At 62.1% G+C, this 21,300-nt stretch carries 22 protein-coding genes and 1 pseudogene; 14 read left to right on the plus strand and 9 right to left on the minus strand.

Features of this window, described 5'->3' with window-relative positions; genetic code table 11:
- Window positions 1-13 precede the first annotated feature (13 nt).
- Window positions 14-1,294: a hypothetical protein gene (locus OOJ09_RS24845; RefSeq protein ID WP_269907724.1), complete on the minus strand. Its 1,281-nt coding sequence runs from the start codon at window positions 1,292-1,294 to the stop codon at window positions 14-16.
- A 290-nt stretch (window positions 1,295-1,584) separates the two neighbouring features.
- Between OOJ09_RS24845 and OOJ09_RS24850 the strand changes: the two genes are divergently transcribed.
- The gene (locus tag OOJ09_RS24850) at window positions 1,585-3,924 is read left to right on the plus strand and encodes a response regulator (RefSeq protein ID WP_269907725.1); all 2,340 of its coding nucleotides are present in this window, start codon (window positions 1,585-1,587) and stop codon (window positions 3,922-3,924) included.
- Between the two features lie 120 nt (window positions 3,925-4,044).
- Here the strand turns inward: OOJ09_RS24850 and OOJ09_RS24855 are convergent, their stop codons facing one another.
- The 4 genes from OOJ09_RS24855 to OOJ09_RS24870 form a co-directional block, all read right to left on the minus strand.
- Entirely contained in the window at window positions 4,045-4,797 is a 753-nt protein-coding gene (locus OOJ09_RS24855; protein ID WP_269907726.1) for a Stf0 family sulfotransferase, read from the minus strand.
- Window positions 4,798-4,933: 136 nt separating this feature from the next.
- Window positions 4,934-5,785 carry a lytic transglycosylase domain-containing protein gene (locus OOJ09_RS24860; protein WP_269907727.1) on the minus strand — a complete coding sequence of 284 codons (852 nt, stop codon included), beginning with the start codon at window positions 5,783-5,785 and terminating at the stop codon, window positions 4,934-4,936.
- Between the two features lie 148 nt (window positions 5,786-5,933).
- Window positions 5,934-7,184: a flavodoxin-dependent (E)-4-hydroxy-3-methylbut-2-enyl-diphosphate synthase gene (gene ispG, locus OOJ09_RS24865; protein ID WP_269907728.1), complete on the minus strand. Its 1,251-nt coding sequence runs from the start codon at window positions 7,182-7,184 to the stop codon at window positions 5,934-5,936.
- Window positions 7,185-7,507: 323 nt separating this feature from the next.
- Window positions 7,508-7,687, minus strand: a complete 180-nt coding sequence (locus OOJ09_RS24870; RefSeq protein ID WP_269907729.1) for a YdcH family protein — start codon at window positions 7,685-7,687, stop codon at window positions 7,508-7,510.
- A 240-nt stretch (window positions 7,688-7,927) separates the two neighbouring features.
- Between OOJ09_RS24870 and OOJ09_RS24875 the strand changes: the two genes are divergently transcribed.
- Window positions 7,928-8,131 (plus strand): YdcH family protein, encoded by a 204-nt coding sequence (locus tag OOJ09_RS24875; RefSeq protein WP_269907730.1) that lies wholly within the window; start codon window positions 7,928-7,930, stop codon window positions 8,129-8,131.
- Window positions 8,132-8,163: 32 nt separating this feature from the next.
- On the opposite strand, the gene OOJ09_RS24880 is transcribed toward OOJ09_RS24875, so the two are convergent.
- Complete coding sequence (locus OOJ09_RS24880) at window positions 8,164-8,952, minus strand: IclR family transcriptional regulator (RefSeq protein ID WP_269907731.1); 789 nt, start codon at window positions 8,950-8,952, stop codon at window positions 8,164-8,166.
- Between the two features lie 130 nt (window positions 8,953-9,082).
- On the opposite strand from OOJ09_RS24880, the gene OOJ09_RS24885 reads away from it, so the two are divergent.
- From OOJ09_RS24885 to OOJ09_RS24910, 6 genes are all read left to right on the plus strand, one after another.
- A complete protein-coding gene (locus OOJ09_RS24885; protein WP_269907732.1) occupies window positions 9,083-9,955 on the plus strand; it encodes a transporter substrate-binding domain-containing protein in 873 nt (290 codons plus the stop codon).
- Between the two features lie 71 nt (window positions 9,956-10,026).
- Entirely contained in the window at window positions 10,027-10,692 is a 666-nt protein-coding gene (locus tag OOJ09_RS24890; protein ID WP_091578687.1) for an amino acid ABC transporter permease, read from the plus strand.
- Window positions 10,693-11,343, plus strand: coding sequence for an amino acid ABC transporter permease (locus OOJ09_RS24895; protein ID WP_269907733.1), 651 nt, complete (start codon window positions 10,693-10,695; stop codon window positions 11,341-11,343).
- Between the two features lie 4 nt (window positions 11,344-11,347).
- The gene (locus OOJ09_RS24900; RefSeq protein WP_269907734.1) at window positions 11,348-12,145 is read left to right on the plus strand and encodes an amino acid ABC transporter ATP-binding protein; all 798 of its coding nucleotides are present in this window, start codon (window positions 11,348-11,350) and stop codon (window positions 12,143-12,145) included.
- Between the two features lie 36 nt (window positions 12,146-12,181).
- Entirely contained in the window at window positions 12,182-12,643 is a 462-nt protein-coding gene (locus OOJ09_RS24905) for a RidA family protein (RefSeq protein ID WP_269907735.1), read from the plus strand.
- A gap of 26 nt (window positions 12,644-12,669) precedes the next feature.
- A complete protein-coding gene (locus OOJ09_RS24910) occupies window positions 12,670-13,875 on the plus strand; it encodes an aminotransferase class V-fold PLP-dependent enzyme (protein ID WP_269907736.1) in 1,206 nt (401 codons plus the stop codon).
- A gap of 242 nt (window positions 13,876-14,117) precedes the next feature.
- On the opposite strand, the gene OOJ09_RS24915 is transcribed toward OOJ09_RS24910, so the two are convergent.
- Entirely contained in the window at window positions 14,118-14,531 is a 414-nt protein-coding gene (locus tag OOJ09_RS24915; protein ID WP_269907737.1) for a DUF6680 family protein, read from the minus strand.
- 189 nt (window positions 14,532-14,720) lie between these two features.
- Between OOJ09_RS24915 and OOJ09_RS24920 the strand changes: the two genes are divergently transcribed.
- The 6 genes from OOJ09_RS24920 (at window position 14,721) to OOJ09_RS24945 (ending at window position 19,399) form a co-directional block, all read left to right on the plus strand.
- Complete coding sequence (locus OOJ09_RS24920; protein ID WP_269907738.1) at window positions 14,721-14,921, plus strand: hypothetical protein; 201 nt, start codon at window positions 14,721-14,723, stop codon at window positions 14,919-14,921.
- Window positions 14,922-14,967: 46 nt separating this feature from the next.
- Window positions 14,968-15,507, plus strand: a complete 540-nt coding sequence (locus tag OOJ09_RS24925) for a sigma-70 family RNA polymerase sigma factor (RefSeq protein WP_269907739.1) — start codon at window positions 14,968-14,970, stop codon at window positions 15,505-15,507.
- Complete coding sequence (locus OOJ09_RS24930; RefSeq protein ID WP_269907740.1) at window positions 15,504-16,430, plus strand: anti-sigma factor family protein; 927 nt, start codon at window positions 15,504-15,506, stop codon at window positions 16,428-16,430. Before OOJ09_RS24925 ends, OOJ09_RS24930 begins: the two co-directional genes overlap by 4 nt.
- Window positions 16,431-16,624: 194 nt before the next feature.
- Window positions 16,625-17,614, plus strand: coding sequence for a sugar phosphate isomerase/epimerase family protein (locus OOJ09_RS24935; protein WP_269907741.1), 990 nt, complete (start codon window positions 16,625-16,627; stop codon window positions 17,612-17,614).
- Between the two features lie 13 nt (window positions 17,615-17,627).
- On the plus strand, window positions 17,628-18,503 hold the full coding sequence (locus OOJ09_RS24940; protein WP_269907742.1) for a MurR/RpiR family transcriptional regulator: 876 nt from the start codon (window positions 17,628-17,630) through the stop codon (window positions 18,501-18,503).
- A complete protein-coding gene (locus OOJ09_RS24945) occupies window positions 18,500-19,399 on the plus strand; it encodes a ribokinase (RefSeq protein ID WP_269907743.1) in 900 nt (299 codons plus the stop codon). Before OOJ09_RS24940 ends, OOJ09_RS24945 begins: the two co-directional genes overlap by 4 nt.
- Window positions 19,400-19,429: 30 nt before the next feature.
- Here OOJ09_RS24945 and OOJ09_RS24950 read toward each other — a convergent pair.
- Window positions 19,430-19,802: pseudogene (locus OOJ09_RS24950) on the minus strand (IS110 family transposase); the annotation flags it as partial.
- A gap of 107 nt (window positions 19,803-19,909) precedes the next feature.
- A partial coding sequence (locus OOJ09_RS24955; protein ID WP_269907744.1) for a DUF2235 domain-containing protein occupies window positions 19,910-21,300 on the minus strand: 1,391 nt, incomplete at its 5' end.

Here is a 21,300-nt window from a genome sequence, read left to right on the forward strand (position 1 = left end):
GCACCGATTTGCCTCAGGAGTGGGCGGCTGGAATAGCCGCGTCGCCTGCGACATCCGCCGGCGCCTCGACCATATCGGTAGCGGCGGGAGAGGACACGGCAAGTGGGATTGGCGTGGTATTTGTCGGGCCATCCGCCCATATCGAACGACATTCGTCGGCGGTCAAAATGCCCTGCGTGTCGAGCATCCGCTGAATCCTGGCGATCATCTCGTCGGCATTGAAAGGCCGTCGCTTCAGCTCGCCTGACCGACTGGGCAACCCATACCGGTCCACCATCAACTTGATCTGTTCGTCATTCCCTTTGCCGGCGACATTGGTCAGATGCAGTGCGGACCCTTGCGTCCCGTTCCACGACACCTCGGACCAGTGTTTCCTGGTCTTGACGTAGTCGCTGCCTGCGCGCCGGCCCATCCAGAACAGCCATACATCGTCGGCCTGGGGACAAAGCTGCATAAAGGCTTCGTGGTCCAGCACATCGGGAGAAAGCGAGCCCGGGCCATAAAGCACGCCTCCGACGCCGGTTGGAAAAAGCAGGGACCCCTTGCCGGCTGCTTCGTAGCCCCACTTGTCATAGGGCTCGATCTGACCATCTTCGTCAAACTTGACCGAGTGGGCGCGATGGCAAACGATGGTGCCCTTGCCGGCATGCTCAACAAGTTCTTCGAGCCACCTGGAAGAATAATAGACATCGTCATCCGCCGTAACGATATAGGAATTGGGAAAAGCCAGGAGTGCCGGTATGATTTTCTTGTATGACCGGATGTTCCTGCAAAACCGGATTTCCAGCCCCTCATCCCTGAGATCGATGACGGACGCTGGCAGCAGCCTGTAATCCTCTGCGGTGACCCAAAGAATGGTCCTGTCGGCGGAGACGGTCTGCGAAAGCAGGCATCGAAGCGTAAGCGCCAGGCTGGCAAAACGAGGCGGGTACGAGGTCAGGGAAATGATCAATCCCTCCTGCAATCCGCTTGGCCGACCCTTCCGCCTGAAAAGCCACCTCAGGGAAATCGACTGCTTGGCTATGTAGCCTTTGACGTAAAGCGAACCATACCGGGCATAGGCGTCGAGCCTCCACCCGATTCCATGCCGTATCGTGGCAATGAAACGGGCTGGCGCGCCGAACGGCATTCCCCGAAACCATGCGGCGAAGCCCGGTGATTGTCGAAACAGGACAAAGAACGCGCAAGGGATCGATATGGAAGCGACGATGAGGACAATCGCGTTCGACAAGCCGAAGTCGAGCAAGATGCCGGCCCTCCTGGCGGCATCAAGCCAAATCTCTCGATCAGCCATATGTTTTATCCACTGCCCCAATCGCCACCGACGAACTTGCACGTTGTGCAAAACGCCGCGACCCCAATCGCCCCGTCGTTAAGACACGACTAAAACAGAGATTGCTGCAGCGCACAATGTTGCACTGCAAAATATTTCATTCCGCCTTTCGGCTTCGTGCAGGAGGGCGCGGCTCGCCTTTGTCCGAACGCGAAAACGCCAGGCTGATGCCGATCCGCGCGAACGAAATTTTAATGTAAATGAAGCGTAATCCCGGCCATTAAAATGTTGCGTATGTGTTGGGGTTGCGCATGCCGGAATATTCGTCCTTCATCCGGTCGGTCCGGATGCGCTATATTTCAGGATTGATGATCTTCGCGCTGGCTTCGGCCGTCATCATGATTGCGCTCGATCGCGTCAATTCCTTTCGCCATGACATCGACGCGCTAAGCAGCAATCTCGTCGCCTTCACCCGCGACCTGCGCAACGCGACCAGCTTTGCCGAAACGACCGGTACCGCCTGGCGGGCCGAGACACGCGATGCCCTGACCTCATCGGCGCGCGGCCATTCGGAGCGGCTGACCGGCGAAATCGAGACGCTGACCGCGCAGCTTGCCGCGATAAAACCGCGCCTTTCGCGCAAGACCATCAACGAGCTCGAATCCGCTTCCGTCAACGGCGATCTGTTCTGGTCGCCGCGCGACATGGTGCACAACCTCAACCTGATGTCGATGGCGCAGAGGGTCGATGAATGGAGCTATCGCGAAATCCGCAACCAGAACGACCTGTTTGCCCAGCCCATGCTGGTGCGCGTCCGCACCGCCATGGACGACGAGCGGCATCTGGCCGATGCCTCCAGCGACAGGCTGCTGCTTTGGGCGAGCGGCATCCTGTTCGCAGCACTTGCCGTCGTCGCCTTCTGGATCTTCCGCCCCATGGAATCGGCAATCCGCCGCGCCTTTGCCGAATCCGCCGAATCCCTGTTCAAGGCTGAGGCCGCCGACCGCGCCAAGTCGGAATTCCTCGCCAATATGAGCCACGAAATCCGCACGCCGATGAACGGCGTGCTCGGCATGGCCGAACTGCTGGCCAAGACCGACCTGACCACGCGCCAGAAGACTTTCACCGAAGTCATCGTCAAATCCGGCAATGCGTTGCTCACCATCATCAACGACATCCTCGATTTCTCGAAGATCAATGCCGGCCAGCTTACCCTCGATCCGGCTCCCTTCCGCCTCGCCGAAGCGGTCGAGGATGTAGCGACGCTGGTATCGGCGCGCGTCGCCGAAAAGAACCTCGAACTGATCGTGCGTGTCGACCCGCGCCTGCCGGCCTATGTCGTCGGCGATGCCGGGCGATTCCGGCAGATCGTCACCAACCTGCTCGGCAATGCGGTGAAGTTCACCGAAAAGGGTCATGTGCTGATCGATGTCGGCGGCGAGATCGTCAATGATGTCGTCCAGCTCAAGGTTCGCGTCGAGGACACCGGCATCGGCATACCGGCCGAGAAGCTGCAGAACGTGTTCGAGAAATTCGCCCAGGTCGACGGCTCATCAACCCGCCGCCACGAAGGCACCGGCCTCGGCCTCGCCATCGCCGCCCGCCTCGTCGACCTGATGGCCGGCAAGATCGGCGTCGAAAGCGAGATTGGGCGGGGCTCCGTGTTCTGGTTCGCGGTGCCGCTGCCCGCGCATCATGCCGCCGCGCGCGATGAAATCGTGCCGGTCGACGTCACCGGCGCGCGTGTGCTGGTCATCGACGACAATCCGGTCAACCGCGAAATCCTGCTCGAGCAGCTCAGAAGCTGGGGCTTTGATTGCGCCGCCGCTGAAAGCGGAGCCGTGGGTCTGGCCTTCCTCGATCGCGCCTGCCAGCTGGGGGCCGCCGTCGACTGCATCATCCTCGACTACCAGATGCCGGGCATGAACGGCGCCGATGTCGCCAGGGCCATTGCCGCCGACAGCCGGCTGTCCTCGATTCCGGTGGTGCTGCTGACCTCGGTCGACCAGGTCGATTTCGGCAAGATGATCCTCGACTTCGGCATTGCCGCGCACCTGACCAAGCCGGCGCGCTCCGCCGTCCTGCTCGGTACCGTCATTTCCGTCGTCCAGAAGGCCCGTTCGCAGGTTGGCAAGGCGCGGTTCGTCCGCGAACCGGTCCCGCCGCTTCCACAGGCGGCGGCGCCCGCCTTCACCGTCATCCGCGGCCCGGCAGTACGGGCCGCGACGGTACCGGCATCGACAGCCGCGCCGAACGGCCCGATCGATATCCTCATTGCCGAGGACAATGAAGTGAACCAGCTGGTGTTCGGCCAGATCCTCAATGGACTGGGCCTCAGCTATCGCATCGCCGGCAATGGCCGCACGGCGGTCGAGATGTACCGGGCGCTTCGCCCCAAGTTGATCCTGATGGACGTCTCGATGCCGGAGATGAACGGTTACGAAGCGACCCGCGCCATCCGGGCGATCGAGGTCTCGACGGGCACGCACATACCGATCATCGGCGTCACCGCGCATGCGCTGAAGGGTGATCGCGACAAGTGCATCGAGGCCGGCATGGACGACTACTTGCCGAAACCGGTTTCGCCCGACCGCCTCGGCACCAAGATCGGCACCTGGCTCAGCGAGACGGTGGTGGCCAAGACCGCCTGACGGGCGTCTCGCTTGAGCGAACTCAGGCAACGCGCTTCAGGTCCTTGCTTTGTGCATGCCGTTCTCCCAAAACCGGGGCCACTTCCGGGCGACATGCATTGGCCTGCATGCATCGATGCGTCAGACGGCCGCGTCCAGATCATAGCGGCGCATCCAATCGAGGCTTGTGCCGTCAGAGAGCCTTGCAACGCCGGGCCTTACATCCTTGGGGTCCGGGGCTTGAACTCCCAGGGCTTCGCAGATGACGAGCAATGTCGCAGCCGGATTGCTTGAGAGGCGCTCATAGCCAACCCGCAGCGGAATTATGCCTTGTTCCGCGAACCAGATGTTCCAGGCCGCATCATGGGCCTCGAGCTCCGCGACCTCTCGTTTGATCCGCTCGAAATCATATTGGGGTTCTTTCGGCGGTGCGATCCTCTCGATCTCGGTTCCGTCGGGAGCGATATGCCAAAGACCGGTCTGCTCTGCCTTCACCAGGGAAACAGCCTGCGCCAGCTTGTTCTCGCGCGAGAGGTGTATGTAGAGGACATTGCCGAATGCCTTTTCGAACCGCGCTTTGTCCGATGGCAGTCCTGGGAAAATCTGGTCGAGGATCGCCGAGAGCTCGTCCAGGTTCTCTCGCATCAGACGAAGGCCGAAAATGCCCGTCCCACCCTTGCCAGCGGCGATCGCCGCATTGAGATAGGCAGCATTGAATTCGAGCTCGCTCATCGTCCCGCGATCGGGAAGAGTCCACTCTTCGGCCCACTCCGACACGTCCTGCCGCCGATAGAACGAGTGGGGATTGCCGGCCGTCTTCGTGGACGCCATGAGATTGCACAGCAAAGTGCTTCCGGTTCTCGGCGTGCCGCAGATAATGTATCCGTCAAACATGTTACGGCCCATGTTGCTCGTCGGAGGCAAGGCAGTCGCCCCAGGCAAATGATGGTCGCCGCTATAACCGAGATCTTTGCTGGACGCGACTGGCACGCTTCAGCGGAGCAGGGACGTTGGTGCCGACTTCGAGAAGCTACCGGTTGCGCACCACCACGCACGCCCCGCCGACACTTTGCAGTTTCTGGCAGATGACATTGGCGGCGGCGCGGTCGTCGACCCCGATCCTGACCGCGTAGATGCCGCGCCGGCCGATCGGCGTGCGCACCCGGCTGACCACCGGATCATGCCCGCCGAGCAGGGCCGGAAACCGGCCTCTCACCCGCAGCCACTGGCTGATCGCGGCACTGCGGCGGAAATTGCCGGCCACCTGGATGCCCCATGGTTTTATGTTGATCGAGGCCATCGCCACGGTTTGCGACATGATCACCGGCAGCTTGCGGCAAGCCACGCCAAAATCCGCCTTTGCGTCGAGCGGCTCGACTTTTCCGGCATGGGCCCGGTCAGTGAAGTTGTCGACCGGCTCGCCCATGACGTCGAAAACATAGCTCTCGGTCTCCATCGGCAGGAAACCGCCGGAGCCCAGCCAGCGCGACACACGGCTTTCGCCGGCATTGTAGGCGGCGGCCGCCAGGCCAAGATTGCCGTAGCTGGTTTTCATTTCGGCGAGATATTTCGCCGACGCCGGGATCGCCTGGTTTACGTCGAAGGAATTGGCGAGGCCGCGCATCTTGGCGGTCCCCGGCATGAACTGGGCGATGCCCTCGGCGCCAACCGGACTGACGGCGTCGGGATCGAAACGGCTTTCCTTCCAGATCAGGCGGGCGAAAAAATCCCGCGGCAGGCCGTTCTGGTCGGCATTGGCCTGGATCAGGTTGCAGATCCTGTCGATGAGCCTCTGCCTGGCCGATGGCGGCGGATCGGCCTCGACAGCTGTCGAGCACACCAGGGCGCAAAGCAGAACCAGCGCCCTGAGGAAACGCTGCATCGCGCGCTGAGCCCGTGCCGAAAGTCGCTCCGGCGCGCCACATGATGGTGGCTTCGAAAACCGGAGCGCAGCGGACATTTGGTCCGTGAGCACCGGAAGCGCAGAAGACGCCTTCAGGTGGCCGCCGGAGTAGAGTTTCCGCATGGGCTCATTCGGCCGCGGCCTTGCCGCGACCAAACCGTTGCTCGATATAATCGGCGACCATTTTCTCGAAATCCGCCGCGATCGATGGTCCGCGCAGCGTCGCCGCCTTCTTGCCGTCGACGAAGACCGGCGCCGTCGGCGTCTCGCCGGTGCCGGGCAGCGAAATCCCGATGTCGGCATGCTTGGACTCGCCCGGACCGTTGACGATGCAACCCATCACCGCGACCTTGAGGTTCTCGACGCCGGGATATTTCTCGCGCCACACCGGCATGTTCTTCCTGAGATCAGCCTGGATGTTCTGGGCGAGTTCCTGGAACACGGTGGAGGTCGTGCGGCCGCACCCAGGACAAGCCGCGACGATCGGCACGAACTGCCTGAACCCCATGGTCTGCAGCAGTTCCTGCGACACCTGCACCTCGCGCGTGCGGTCGCCATTCGGCTCCGGCGTCAGCGAGATGCGGATGGTGTCGCCGATGCCCTGCTGCAGCAGGATGCCCATCGCGGCGGACGAAGCCACGATGCCTTTCGACCCCATGCCGGCTTCGGTGAGGCCCAGATGCAGCGCATGATCGGAGCGGGTGGCGAGTTCCGTGTAGACGGCGATCAGGTCCTGCACGCCGCTGACCTTGGCCGACAAGATGATTTTCTCACGGCCAAGGCCGATCTCTTCCGCCATCTCCGCAGACAGGATCGCCGACTGCACGATCGCCTCGCGGGTCACTTCCTGCGCGGTCAGCGGAAAACCCTGCGCCTTGTTGTCGTCCATCAGCCGCGTCAGCAGCTCCTGGTCGAGCGAGCCCCAGTTGACGCCGATGCGCACCGGCTTGTCGTATTTGATCGCCATCTCGACGATATCAGTGAATTGCCGGTCCTTCTTGTCCTTGAAGCCGACATTGCCGGGGTTGATGCGGTATTTTGCCAGCGCCTCGGCGCAGGCCGGATGGTCGGCCAGCAGCTTGTGGCCGATATAATGGAAATCGCCGACCAGCGGCACGTTGATGCCGAGCCGCGCCAGCCTTTCGTGGATGCGTGGCACGGCGGCCGCGCTCTCGTCGCGATCGACGGTGATGCGCACGATCTCGGACCCGGCGCGGTGCAGCGCCGCGACTTGCGCGACCGTCTGGTCGACATCGGCGGTGTCTGTGTTGGTCATCGACTGCACGACGACAGGCGCGCCGCCGCCGACGACCACGCCGCCGACATCAACGCCGACCGACGTGCGGCGGGGGAAGGGAAAGGAAAAATACCCGGTCATGCCGGCAGCCTTTTGTCTCTGGGGCACTGTGCGTCCACTTGGGCGCACGAAAACGCGCCCGGGGCCGATGCGCTAAAGTTCGGCATGAGGTGGATGAGCAAAGATGGCTTGTCAATGGCGACAGGTCGCCACTGGCCGCAATTGACCGCCGCCGGGGATCGGAAACAACCCATGGACCTTGCGACGGCCGAGGCGCAAAGGGAGCTGAACGGAGGTCCAGCCTCGGCTCGTGGCCAGCACTGAAAATCAAAAACCACCACACCGGCGGCGATTGCCGCCGGCAAGAGAGGCCGCGGATGGCGAGCGGCTATGTCAGAAGGGCATCAATGCGTGGTTGGTTGCGCCCTCAGTTTTTCAATCTCGTCCTTGAGTGCCAGCTTGCGTCGCTTGAGATTCACGATTTCGAGGTCGTCCACCGACGGGTGGTTCATCGCGGCATCGATTTCACGTTCGATGTCGCCGTGTTTCCGTTGCAACTCATCAAGATGGGAAGCAAGAGACATGATTGGTTCTCCCTTTCATGGTTTCCTCGATTGCAACCGTCAAGGCGCGTCCACCGCAGGCTCGCTTCTGTGACGGCACCATGACACTGTGCCACCATCCGGCATCGATGTCGAATGCTGCGTGGTAGCATTCCACGACAATGTGAAATGTGATATGGGCTGCGCGCCGGTGGCAGAAGTTGCCGGCCCCGCCCAAATCAGGCCCATTTTTGGGCGCCGCAGACGTGCAGACGGTAGAGAATGTCCGATCAGGAACAGGCCGATATTCGCCTCGAATTTTCCCGGCTGAAGCAGGAACACGCCGATTTCGACGCGGCGATCAACGCGATGATCGCCACGAATTGCGACCCGCTGCAGATCCAGCGCATGAAGAAGAAGAAGCTGGTGCTCAAGGACCGGCTGATGGCGCTGGAAGACCGGATCATTCCCGACATCATCGCGTGAGCGGCAACGCCCGGTCGCTTCTCGTCACTTACCTATCCGCCGATCGAAAGTCTGGCCGCGCGGTCGCGCAACAGGCCCAGGAGGTTGCCGGTCCGTTCCTCTGACGTGTCGATGGGAACCACCAGGCACATCGTCGCCTCAACCTTGCCGGGCGCGGAAAACACCGGAACGGCCAGGCATTTCGTATAGGCGTCGACCAGGCCGGATGTGACGCAGTAGCCGGTCGCCCGGGCGGTCGCTATATCGGTGACGAAGTCGTCCAACAGCAGTCGGCGGCCGTCGGGCAGCGTGAGATCGTCTTCCGACACCATGGCCTCGATATCAGCCCTGTCCATGCCCGCCAGCAGGAGCCGGCCCGAGGCGGTCCAGGGCAGCGGTATCTGCAGGCCGGTGGCCGAACTGATACGGAAGGGTCTGGTTCCCGGACTCGAATGGACGATCGTGTAGCGGCCGCTCTGCAGCATGCACAGTTCCGAGGTCTCGCCGGTTTCGCGCGAAAGATGGTCGACCTCCTGACGCCCTCGCCTCAAAAGGTCGTTACCCCGCACATAATCCATTCCGTAGAGGTAGAGCTTCTTGCCGAAATAGACGCGATTGCCGTCGCCGGCCATCTCCAGCAAGCCGGCCTCGACCAGCGAACGCACGACTGTGTAGGTCGTCGAACGGGGTGCGTTCACCCCCTTGGCAAGGTCGCCAATGCCAATCGCGCGCTGCGTCGTGTGAAGAAACTCCAGAATCTCGAGCACCCGGTTAAGGCCCTTTTCACGGGAGCCCCCCGTCTTCTGGCCAACTGAAACCGCTGGGGCATTGCCATCTTGCATTGTCGATTCCCGGTGCTAGTATCTGTCTTGTACAGGATACAAACGTCTCTTGTAAGAGACAATCGCTCTGAAGTCCACCGATGCGTGTATTGTCTGTGCATAGGGGAACACAACACGAAAGGAGGTCGCCGTGAACGACACATCCGGAAGACGTGATTTTCTGAAATTGGGAATGGCAGGGCTGGCAACGGCCGGCGTGCTGGCTACCGTCGATGCCCAGAAGGCCGCTGCCCAGGCTGCGCCCGACAGCCTGCTGCGCACGGTGCTCGACCGCGGCAAGCTGATCGTCGGCACCGGCAGCACCAACGCGCCCTGGCATTTCGAGAACGACGCCGGCGAACTCGTCGGCATGGACATCACCATGGGACGCATTCTTGCCAAGGGGCTTTTCGACGATCCGACCAAGGTCGAATTCGTCATGCAGGACCCCGCGCAGCGCATTCCGAACGTGACCACCAACAAGGTCGACATCACCATCCAGTTCATGACCATGAGCGCCCAGCGTTCGCAGCTGGTGAATTTCTCCCGGCCTTACTACGTCGAGGGTGTCGCCCTGCTGAGCCTTCCGACCGCCGAGAACAAGACCTTCGACAAGCTGCTCGCCGGCGGTGCCGCAACGCGCGTCTCCATCCTGCAGAATGTCGATGCCGAGGCACAGGTGCATTCGGTCCTGCCCCAGAGCCAGGTCATGCAGATCGATACCCAGGCCAACGTGCTGCAGGCGCTGGAATCCAAGCGCGTCGACGCGGCCGCCGTCGATCTTTCCACGGTGCGCTGGCTCGCCTCGCGCAACCCGGACAAATACTTCGACGCCGGCAAGAGCTGGCTGAGCATGCTTTATGGCGCGGCACTGCGGCAAGGCGACCTTGATTGGCTGGCCTTCGTCAACGCGACCTTCACCATCGCCATGTTCGGCCACGAAAACGCCCTCTACGACGCCGCCTTCAAGGACTATTTCGTACAGGAGCCGCCGGCGCGCCACCCCGGCTTCCCGGCCATCTGATCTGCAGCGGGCGGAAGGGCGTATCCAGCGCCCTTCCGCCTCCCGACGGCCCTCGGCACTGAGGCGGACGCATGGGCTATGCCCTCAATTTCAACCTGATCTGGCGGCATTTCGACAAGCTCTGGGGCGGACTGCTGCTCAGTCTCGAGCTCGCCGTCATCTCGATCGCCATCGGCATCGTCATCGGACTGGTTCTGGCGGTCTGGTACGTTTCGGCCGGGCGTGTGGTGCGCACGATTATCGCCGCCTATGTGGAATTCATCCGCAACGTGCCGCTGATCCTGCTCGTCTACCTCGTCTTCTACGGCCTGCCGACGGTGGTCGATATCGCCTACAGCGCCCAGACCTCGTTCGTCGCCACGCTGGCGCTCTATAGCGGCGCCTATCTGGTCGAAGTGTTCCGGTCCGGGTTGGAGGCCGTGCCGCGCGGGCAGATAGATGCCGGCAAGGCGATCGGCCTGACACCCTGGCAAAGGTTGCTGCATGTGCGCCTGCCGACGATGCTGCGCATAACGCTGCCAGCGCTTTCCAACACATTCATCTCGCTTTTCAAGGATACGTCCGTGGCGTCGGTCATTTCGGTGCCCGAACTGACCTACGGCGCCCAGTGGATCAATTTCAACACGTTCCGGATCGTCGAGGTGTATCTCGTGGTAACGGCGATGTACCTGCTCACGGGCTATGCGCTTCTCTATGCGCTGAGGCTTCTCGAACGCTGGTTCAGGGCGGCGCATTAGATGATTGGCCAGATCGCCTATGCCTTGCCTTTCCTCGCCCAGGGTCTTGCCCTGACGCTGTGGGTATCACTGCTGGTCGTGGTGTTTTCGCTGATCGCCGGCGTGATCATGGGCGTCGGCCTGGTCTATGGTCCCGTCCCGTTGCGTTGGGCGGTGCGCATCTTCAGCGACACCATCCGCGGCATACCGATCCTGGTGCTGATCTTCTTTGTCTATTACGGCCTGCCTGCCGTCGGGCTTCATCTGCCCTCCTTCTGGGCCGCCGTTCTGGCGCTAACCCTGTTCAAGACGGCGCAGGTCATCGAATACCTCAGGGGGGCGGTCGGTTCCATTCCGAAGGGGCAATCCGAGGCGGCAATGGCGATCGGACTGACCTTTCGCCAGCGCCTGGCCTACGTCATCTTCCCGCAGGCGTTCAGGCGCTTCCTGCCGCCCTGGATCAACGGCGTCACCGATGCGGTCAAGGGCAGCGCGCTGGTGTCATTGCTGGGCATCACCGACCTGATGCAGGCCATCAACCAGGTCATCGGCCGCACCTACGAGGCCATGCCGCTCTACATCCTCGGCGCGCTCATCTACTTCGCCGTCAACTACGCGCTCTCGCTCGCCAGCCGGCGGCTCGAGAAGCGCTTCTCCTTCATCCGGGAATAGCACAATGTCCACCAGTTCCAGGAACGACACCCCGGCCCTTCTCGACGTCGCCAATGTTTCCAAGTCCTTCGGCGCCGTCGAAGTGCTGCGCTCGGTCAGCCTGCAGGTGGCGCGCGGTGAAGTGGTGACTGTCATTGGCCCCTCGGGCAGCGGCAAGACCACGCTGCTGCGTTGCGTCAACTTCCTCGAAAGCTACGACAGCGGTTCGATTCGCATTGACGGCAGGGAGGTCGGCTTTCGCGACACCGGGACCCGGCAGCGCCGCAGCGAACGCGACCTCGCCGCAATGCGCGCCGAGACCGGCATGGTGTTCCAGGGCTTCAACCTGTTTCCGCATCTCACCGCCGCCGGCAACATCATGCTTGGCCTCACCAAGGTGCGCGGCAAAAGCAGCGCGGAGGCGCGCTCGATCGCGGAGCATTGGCTCGGCCGGGTCGGCCTTGCCCACAAGGCCGACAGCCTTCCCGCCGAACTGTCCGGCGGCCAGCAGCAACGTGTCGGCATTGCCCGTGCCGTGGCGATGGGTCCAAAAATCCTGCTTCTGGACGAGATAACCTCCGCTCTCGACCCGGAACTTGTCGGCGAGGTGCTCGAAGTCGTGCGCAGCCTGGCCGAGGATGGCATGACGATGGTGATGGTCACGCATGAGATGGCCTTTGCCCGCGATGCTTCGAGTCGCATCGTCTTCATGGCCGACGGCGGCGTCAGCGCGGCCGGCCCACCCGCCGAAATTCTGGCGGCGGACACCGACAATGAGCGCCTCCGTACCTTCCTGGCGCGCTTCCGCGCCTCGCATTTCTGACACCAGACGGCGAAAGCTGTCGCAAGGAGCCTTTTCATGACGCCTTACATCCGGCTCGCCGAGTTGGGCCTGACGCTGCCCGAACCGCCGACGCCCATCGCCAACTTCGTCACCCACGCCGAAAGCGGACGGTTGATCTTCCTGTCCGGCCAGGGGCCGCTGCGGGCCGACGGCACGCTCTTCACCGGCAAGGTGGGAGAAGACGTCACGGTCGAGGAGGCCTACGGCCATGCCCGCCTCACCGGCCTCAACCTGCTCGCTGTCATGCATGCGGCCGCTGGCGACCTCGGCCGCATCGTGCGCATCGTCAAGCTGCTCGGCTTCGTCAACGCGATACCGACCTTCAGCGACCACCCGAAGGTGGTCAATGGCTGTTCCGACCTCTTCGCCGACGTCTTCAACAACATCGGCGGGCATGCACGCTCGGCGATCGGGGTCGGCTCCTTGCCCGGAAACATCACAGTCGAAATCGAGGCGGTCGTCGAGATCGCCGCCTGACTTTCTCCTCAATGGGATCAACAGAGATGAAAACCACTTCCGCCGGCGGCTCCAACTCGACAATCCGCGAACGGCTCGGTCTTCGCCCGATCATCAACGTCTCCGGCACGATGACCGCGCTCGGCGCGTCGATCATCGTCCCCGAAGCAATCAGCGCCATGTCTGAAATGGCCTCGCAATGGGTGGAGATGGATGATCTGCAGCGTGCGGCAAGCACGGTCGTCGCGCGCCTCACCGGCGGCGAGGCCGGCTTCATCACCGCCTGCTGCGCCAGCGGCATCACCATGGCCATCGCCGGCGCCATGACCGGAACCAACCTGCTCGCCATCGAGCGTCTGCCCGATGACACAGGCGACCTCAAGTCGGAGGTCGTCATCCAGCTTGGCCACATCGTCAATTACGGCGCCCCGATCGATCAGTCGGTACGCGTCGCCGGCGCCAAGGTGGTACCCGCCGGGACGGTCAGCGTGACGCAGGACTATCATGTGCGCGAAGCGATCAACGACCGCACGGCAGCCGGTCTCTACGTCGTTGCCCACCACACCGTGCAGTACGGCATGCTGTCTTTGGAGGAGTTTTGCGAGATCTGCCACGCCAAAGGCGTTCCGGTGATCGTCGACGCGGCCTCCGAATACGATCTGCGCGGTTTCCTGGCGCGCGGCGCCGACATCGTTATCTACAGCGGCCACAAATTCCTGAGCGGGCCGACCAGCGGCATCGTCACCGGGCGCAAGGATCTGGTGCGCGCCGCCTATCTGCAGAACCGCGGCGTCGCACGTGCCATGAAGGTCGGCAAGGAGAGCATCGCCGGCACCATGGCGGCGCTGGAAGCCTGGGAGAAGCGCGACCATGCGGGCATCCGCCGGCGTGAGGAAGCAGCACTCAATTTGTGGAAGGACACGCTGCAGGGTCTGCCGGGCATTGCCGCGAAGATCATTCCCGACCCGACCGCCAATCCGCTCGACCGGCTGCAGATCTTCGTGTCGCCCGAGAGCCGGTTCACGGCGGCAGGTCTCACCTCGGCACTCGCGGCGGGCTCGCCACCCATCATCGTGCGCAACCACGAGGTGGAGCGCGGCCATTTCTTCCTCGACCCGTGCAATCTTCACCCCGGCGAGGCGGAGATCGTCGCCGAACGGCTGCGCGCCATTTTGACCGCGAAGGACCGTCCCGCCGATGCGATGAAACCTGCCCGCAAGGATTCGTCTGGCCTGTTGCGCTGGCCGGACTGAGCGCCTACGATAGAGCGGATTAACAAATCGCGACTTCGCGGTATTTACTCCTTGTCCCGCGGCCGAATCTCAACTTTGATGGTGCGATCCCCAGAGAGAAGGCTGGAGAGTTGCTCTTGCAATTCACTTTGCCTCTTGGCCAGTTCTGGATTGGCTGGGAACGACTTGATATCCAAAGGCAGGGCAGTTTCGCCGCTAAAGAGGCGAAAAAGCCCTTGTCGGATAACATTTTGCTCGGCCTCTTAGGTAGCGTGCGCTTTCGGCGAATAGACATCACGCTGCAACTCTACCTTCGTGAATTTGTATCCAAGACAAATTCCCAGACGCCACAACAGATCGATGAACAAATCAAATCTCTTTTGAGCCCACACTGCAGGTTCAATTCCATCTTGTGATAGATAATTAAGATATGCCTTCCACGCATCGACCACGTCGCGCTCTCCGTAGAACTCAATTGGAATGGCGTTAAGCGCTTCCACATGAGATGAGGATAGCGAAGTTGCACGGGTCGCCATCAACGTACGAAATATTGAAACCTTCCGACTGGCATGTTCCCGCGAACCTTCAACCCATTTCTGGGCCTGAACAGCTAGAACCGGACCAAGTAGTGTCGCGAAGACGATCGCAAGATCAGCAAGCCTAAGAGTCGTATCCAATTGTCCCTCCTACTTTCATAAATTTGTACCATATCCATTGATACCGGGGGCTTATCTTCGGGGCACCTCCCACCACGCCGCAACACAATCTCGCGACCGTGAACAGCTGATTTTGCATGCCGCGGGAATAAACCAACGCCGTCTCGAGTCTCCTCTACATACGCCACTGCTGGCGTTGGGGAGATCGGCATGCATTATTGCCCGAATAGCAAACAAGGCTGCGGCGTCAGCCGTCACCATGTGCTGGCGAGCATGTTGGTCATCAGTCCCTCCTCCGTGGCGCTTGACACTGGTGACGCAGATGAATTCACTTTCAGCAAGGCAGGCGACTTTGCCTGCTTTTGGGGGCTTTGCCGCCACGAGCAAGGCAAGGTCGTTGTCGCGTCTTGAGGCGGCACGGCCTGTCCGTCCCGGAGTATCGGATCATGGTGCTGCTTTGAGCGAGAAGGCCTTGGCCGAGCGCTTCAACGAAGTGGTGCTGCCGCATCTTGGCGACGCGCTGGCGCTTGCCCGCTGGCTGACCGGCAATGCCGCCGACGCGGAGGATGTCGTGCAGGACGCCTGCATCAAGGCACATGCCGGCATCGCCGGCTATGCCGGCGGCAACTCCCGTGCCTGGCTGCTGACCATCGTGCGCAACACCTCCTACACCTGGATGTCGCGCAATCGGCCGCGCAGCATCATGGCCGTCGGCGACCTCGGCGATCTCGACGACATGGCGGCGGCACACGGCACCAGCCTGCCGGACGAGGACGGCCCGGAGGCGAGCCTGATCGCCAAGGCCGATACGGCGGCACTGGAAGCGGCGATAGCGGCACTGCCGCAGCCGTTTCGCGAGACGCTGGTGCTGCGCGACATCAACGGCCTCAGCTATCGCGAGATATCGGCCATGCTCGGCGTGGCGATGGGCACGGTGATGTCGCGGCTGGCGCGGGCGCGAAACCTGCTTATGTCTGAACTTGGGAGTGCGCCATGAGCGACGACGGACTGCCCAACGACGCGAAAGGGATCAAGCTGATGATCCACGCTTTGATCGATGGCGAACTCGACGCGGCGGCGGCGTTGGCGCTGGAGCGGCGCATTGCCGCCGACCCGGCTCTGGCCGCCGAACATGCCCGCATCGTCGCCTTGCGGGCGGCGGTCACCCGCTTGCCGCGCCCCGATGTAAGCGACGCCTTTCGGGCGCGTATCGCCGCACTTGGTGCGACAGCCACGGCACAGCCGGCACAAGACGAGCCGGAGCGAGACGAACTGGTGGAGCCGCGGCCGGGCATACCGTCGGCGCGGCAGGATCAGCCAAGGGGTGACCAACTCCGCGGAACCACGAGGCGGGACGCCCAGACAAGGCCGTCGCAGACGCGGGCGCTGCCAAGGGCGCGCCGCTTCGGCTCGTTCGATTGGCGCGCCATGGCCGCATCGATCATGATCAGCGCGGTGCTGGCCAGCGGGGCGACGCAATGGGTGATGTTCAACAGCGCGTCCGACGGCTTTGCCGCGGCGGTCGCCAGCGGCCATCGCCGCAGCCTGCTTGCCGCCAGCCCGATCGACATCGTCTCGTCCGACCGCCATACGGTCAAGCCATGGCTCGACGCCCGGATCGGCGTTTCGCCGCCGGCGCCTGACTTGGCGCAGGACGGCTTCGCACTCATTGGCGGCCGGGTCGAGGTGATATCAGGCCGCCCGGTGCCGGCGCTGGTCTACCGTCACCGCGAGCACCTGATCACGCTGGTCGCCGAACCGCAGCAGGGCGGCAGCACCACCGCGCCGGAAGATCTTTCGTCGGGCGGCTTCTCGATGGTGCACTGGAGCGACGGCGCCTTCTCCTACTGGGCGATCTCCGACATGGAGCGGCCCGAACTCGACGACTTCGTCGCCCGCTTCCGCAAGGCGGCGGTATAAGACGGTCTTGCCTCGTCACTGATTACACCACCCTGACCGGCTCTCCGGCCTGTGGCGTCGGCTGGGAAACCGCCGGCGCGCCTTTGCACAGCTCAGCCCAGCCGCACTGCGGCACGGCCTGGCCCGTCGCCCCTCAAACAACAACTTTACAAATATTTGCGCTTGTGTGAAGTTGTGACCGTTGAGGATTGACCATGACAGCCAATCGTTTCGCCACGCGCCTGAATTCCTTTGCCTCGCGGCCACAGGCTGAATGGCCCGGTCTCGCCGGCAGGCCGTCGCTGATGCAGATGGCTGCGCGCGCCGCCAAGGTTGCCGGGCTGACCGACCTCGATCTCAATTTCCCCGATCATGTCGGCGAAAAACCCGCCGAAATTGCCCGCAAGCTTGGCGATCTCGGTCTTTCAATCAATGGCTTCGCCATGCGCTACTATTCCAATCCGGCCTTCAAGCTGGGCGCCTTCACCAATCCCGACCCTGCGGTGCGCCGTGAAGCCATCGACCTGACCAAGGCCGGCATCGATGCCGTGCGCGAGGCGGGCGCCAGCCTGATGACGCTGTGGCTCGGCCAGGACGGCTTCGACTATGCTTTCCAGGCCGACTATGCGACGCTTTGGCAACACGAAATAGACGGAATCCGTGAAGTTGCGGCGCATGATCCTGACTGCCAGATCAGCCTAGAATACAAACCCAACGAGCCGCGCTCCTACAGCTTGATGCCGGACGCGGCGACGACCCTCTTGGCGATCCGCGATGTCGGCCTGCCCAATCTCGGCGTCACCCTCGACTTCGCCCATGTGCTCTATGCCGACGAGCAGCCGGCCTTCGCTGCCGCCCTGGTGGCGCGCCACAGCAAGCTGCTCGGCGTGCACCTCAATGACGGCTACTCCAAGCGCGACGACGGCCTGATGGTCGGAGCCGTGCACACGCTGCAGACCATCGAACTGCTGCGGCAAATCCGCCGCGACGGCTACGCCGGTGCCATCTATTTCGACACCTTTCCGGACATGACCGGGCTCGACCCGGTGCACGAGTGCGAAGTCAACATCGCCACCGTCAAGCGCATGCTGCGCGTTGTCGACCGGATCGAGCGCGACAACCGCCTGTCCGCCGCCATCAACAGCCAGGACGCGGTGACATCGCAGGCCATCATCCAGGAAATCATGCTCGGGCCGGACGCGTGACGAGGGGGCGTGGATGACCGTGAGCGGGCTGGACCTGAAAGCGGTAGGACCGCGCATCCGCATGATGATGCCGCATCTCACCCCGCTGGAGGCGAAGGTGGTGGAGACCGTCTTCGGCCGGCGCGGCTTCGACGAGAGCATCCCGCTGAAGCAGATCGCCGAGGAATCCGGCGTGTCGGAAGCGATGGTGGTCAAGATCGCCAAGAAGCTCGGCTTTTCCGGCTATCGCGACTTTCGCACCGCCGTCTACGAATACAGTCGCCTGCCGACCGCCGAGATGCACCAGGAACTGTCGTCCGACGACAGCTCGGCCGAGATCGTGCAGAAAGTGTTCCGCACCTCGATCCAGGCTCTGGAAGAGACGCTCGCCATCCTCGATATCGAGGATTTCGACCGCGCCGCCGAACTGCTTTTCCGTGCGAAGAACCGTGATTTCTACGGCGTCGGCGGTTCGGCGCAGATAGCGCGCGACGTCTCGCACAAATTCCTGCGCATCGGCATCCGCGTATCGGTCTACGATGACTCGCACATGATGCTGATGTCGGCCTCGCTGCTCGGCGCGGACGACATTGCCGTCGGCTTCTCGCATTCGGGCAACACATCAGCCGTCATCGACGCCATCCAGTTGGCCCGCAAGAACGGTGCCCGCACGCTGGCCATCACCAACTACGACAACTCGCCGCTGGCCCAGATCGCCGACATCGTGCTGTGCTCGACCGCGCAGGGCTCGCCATTGATGGGCGAGAACGCGGCGGCGCGCATCGCCCAGCTCAACATCCTCGACGCGCTGTTCGTGGCGGTGGCGCAGCGCGACTACCAGGCGGCGGAGCGCAATCTCGGCCGCACCATGTCGGCGGTGACATCGAAACGAAAAGACCGGGGCTCATGACGCCATCGACAACACCGCAGGTCACCGTGTTCGGCAGCCTGCATTACGACATCATGGTCGCTGCCCCCGACCGCCCGCGCAAGGGCGAGACGGTGACCGGCCATGCCTGGCACCCGAAATGTGGCGGCAAGGGCGGCAACCAGGCCGTCTCGGCGGCACGGGCCGGGATGCGAGCGGTGATGATCGGCGCCGTCGGTGACGATGATTTCGGGCGGGCGTTGCTGGCCAATCTCGATCGCGCCGGCGTCGACCGCCGCTTCGTGCGGGTGGCTTCGGGTGCCGGCTCCGGCATGAGCGTGGCGATCTTCGACGCAGGCGGCGACTATGGCGCCGTGATCGTTTCGGGCAGCAATCTCACGCTCGGCGAGGCAGACGTCACGGCCGCTTCCGATGCGGTTGCACGCACAGCGGTGCTGCTGCTGCAGAACGAGGTGCCGGAGGCCGCGAACATTGCGGCCGCGCGCGCGGTGAAGGCAAAGGGCGGCCGGGTCGTCCTCAACGCCGCACCCGCCCGCGAACTCTCCGACGACTTTCTGGCGCTGGTCGACATCCTCGTGGTCAATGCCATCGAGGCGGAATTCCTGGCCGGCGTGGCGGTGGCCGAAACGCTCGACGGCGCCGCGCAAGCGGCGCGGCGGCTGGTCGATCTCTGCCCGGTCACCATCGTCACGGCGGGCGGCGAAGGCGTCGCCTGCTGCGAACGGACCGGCGAGGCCTTCGCGCTGCCAGCCATCCCGATCAAGGTTGTCAGCACGCATGGCGCGGGCGACGAATTCGTCGGCGCGCTGGCCGCGGGGCTCGCCCGTGGAGACGCCATGCGGGTGGCAGTGACCATCGCCAACGCCGCGTCGGCCTTGCTGGTCTCGACGCCGAAGGCGGAGCGTGAAAGCCTCTAGTCTCTCATGTTCCCTGTCAAGGCGGACTACGTCCGGCACCCACACTTCGGTCAGTTCGCCCGCCCGATGCAGCCGCGCCAGAGTGACCGCGTCCCGTCGGTTCGTCTTTATGCGCCCGCCCGACCGCTTCGGAATCAGGGCGGGCGCAACCACCACGCAGTCGTGAACAAGATCGCGGACCTGACGGTAAAGTCCGTAACCAGTCGGTCCAGCCTCGAAGCAGACGTGCAGTCGATCGTACCTTTTTCCCAGCTTCTTGATCGTCCGCTCTATCGCTGCCGGCCTATTCTCTACCTCACCGAGAAACCGGACTTCGCCGGTGCGGCCGCCCTCGGGCGATCGCCACCGCATGCTTCTTCTTGGCTACATCAAACGCGACAAATGCTTCGCTAAACTCTCCCATGGCTCGTCCTCCGTGCGTGAGGATCGGCTCGACCTATCCGAGCAACCCTCGTCTCTTAATCGCACGAAAGGGCGGGCAACCCGATCTCAGGCCTCGGAACATGACGTCTAGTGAGCCGGCACCTGCATACGCGACCGTGCTGATGCAAGAAGAGTACAAATCCTTGAGACATCTCCTGGATTCTTTGGACTCATTGGCACTCCTGACCAATCAACGACAAGCAAATCATATTCGCCAGATGTCTTTTTGCTAAAGCCATACGTAACTTCAATTGTATTAAGACTCGCCATCAAATTGTGAGGGTAGTAATTTGCCATCACGTCTCCATCATAGACCCGCGCACCAAGCCTACTAAGAGTGCTGACATGAACCATTTCGCCAATCGGGTCGGCGTTGCGATCCTGGCAGACGATTGTCTCAAACGCTCGCCCACGCAATACCGATGAGTTGTTAATGACGCGAAGCGCAGAAGGCATAAGCCGAAAGGGCAGACTGCGCGAATTATGCGTCGGCGAGAACGACCAACTGTCTCCAACGGTCGCCCAGTCGTGACCAGGACGAAAAGGAAACTGGGGAAAGAAATGGCCAATTCGCTTTAGCATCCAATCAAGCGAAATGTCATCAGCGGCTACGCCCCATTGATGACGCTGTTCGTCTGTCCAGTATCCTCCCCCGATATCCGCATGGACGCCAGAAAACCAAACCTGTTCTGTAACGCTGGAAAGCGACTTGAACCGGGGCTTTCGCCAAACCGCTGCCTGGAACGGCTGTCGATGCTCATCGATAGCCAAAGCCTGAAGATTTACCTTGGTGATGGACGAGAGTTCGACCGAATGGAATTCGAAACGGTTCCGATTTAGGCGGCTGAACAAATTTAGCGGCACACCGAGCGCGCCAACAGTATCGAAAACTCCCAAACAATCGATCCGGAAATCGTCGCGATTGTGCACATAGGGTGTGAGACTCGCCCAAACACCAGGCAATCTATCGTTTGGCGGCGTCCGGTAGAAAGCCCAAGCCACGCCTTCCAGATGCCGAGTGCAGGAGTCTCGTTTCAACAATCCTGCAGCTCCAATGTAACCGACTAGTGTTCTCGCACTGTACGCGCCTCTTGAAAACCCAAAGACAAAAATGGAGTCCCCAGGGCGATAGTAAAAAGAAAGAAATCTATATGCACTTCGAACGCTCACATCGAGACCTTCTCCCAGCAATCCGCCACGAATTTTGTCGATCCCGTTCGTACCTACTCCACGCTCGTAAAATACTAGATTTTCCTGCCCATCGCTTGTCGTGCGGCCGGCAGCAATTTTCTGGCCCGGCTTTAGTTCGGGGCCGCGAACTGCCTTAGCCAGGATTGCCGACCCAGAGCCGAGATTTGCCGAAATGATGTTGCGCAATCGGACAATGTTTGTATCCTGTTTGCTGAACTCGACATCGTTCCATGTCCCGTCGAGTAGGATGATAATTCTCTTTGCCATTGTTCTTACCGACTGCTTTC

Source organism: Mesorhizobium qingshengii (assembly GCF_027563465.1).
GTDB lineage: Bacteria > Pseudomonadota > Alphaproteobacteria > Rhizobiales > Rhizobiaceae > Mesorhizobium > Mesorhizobium qingshengii_A.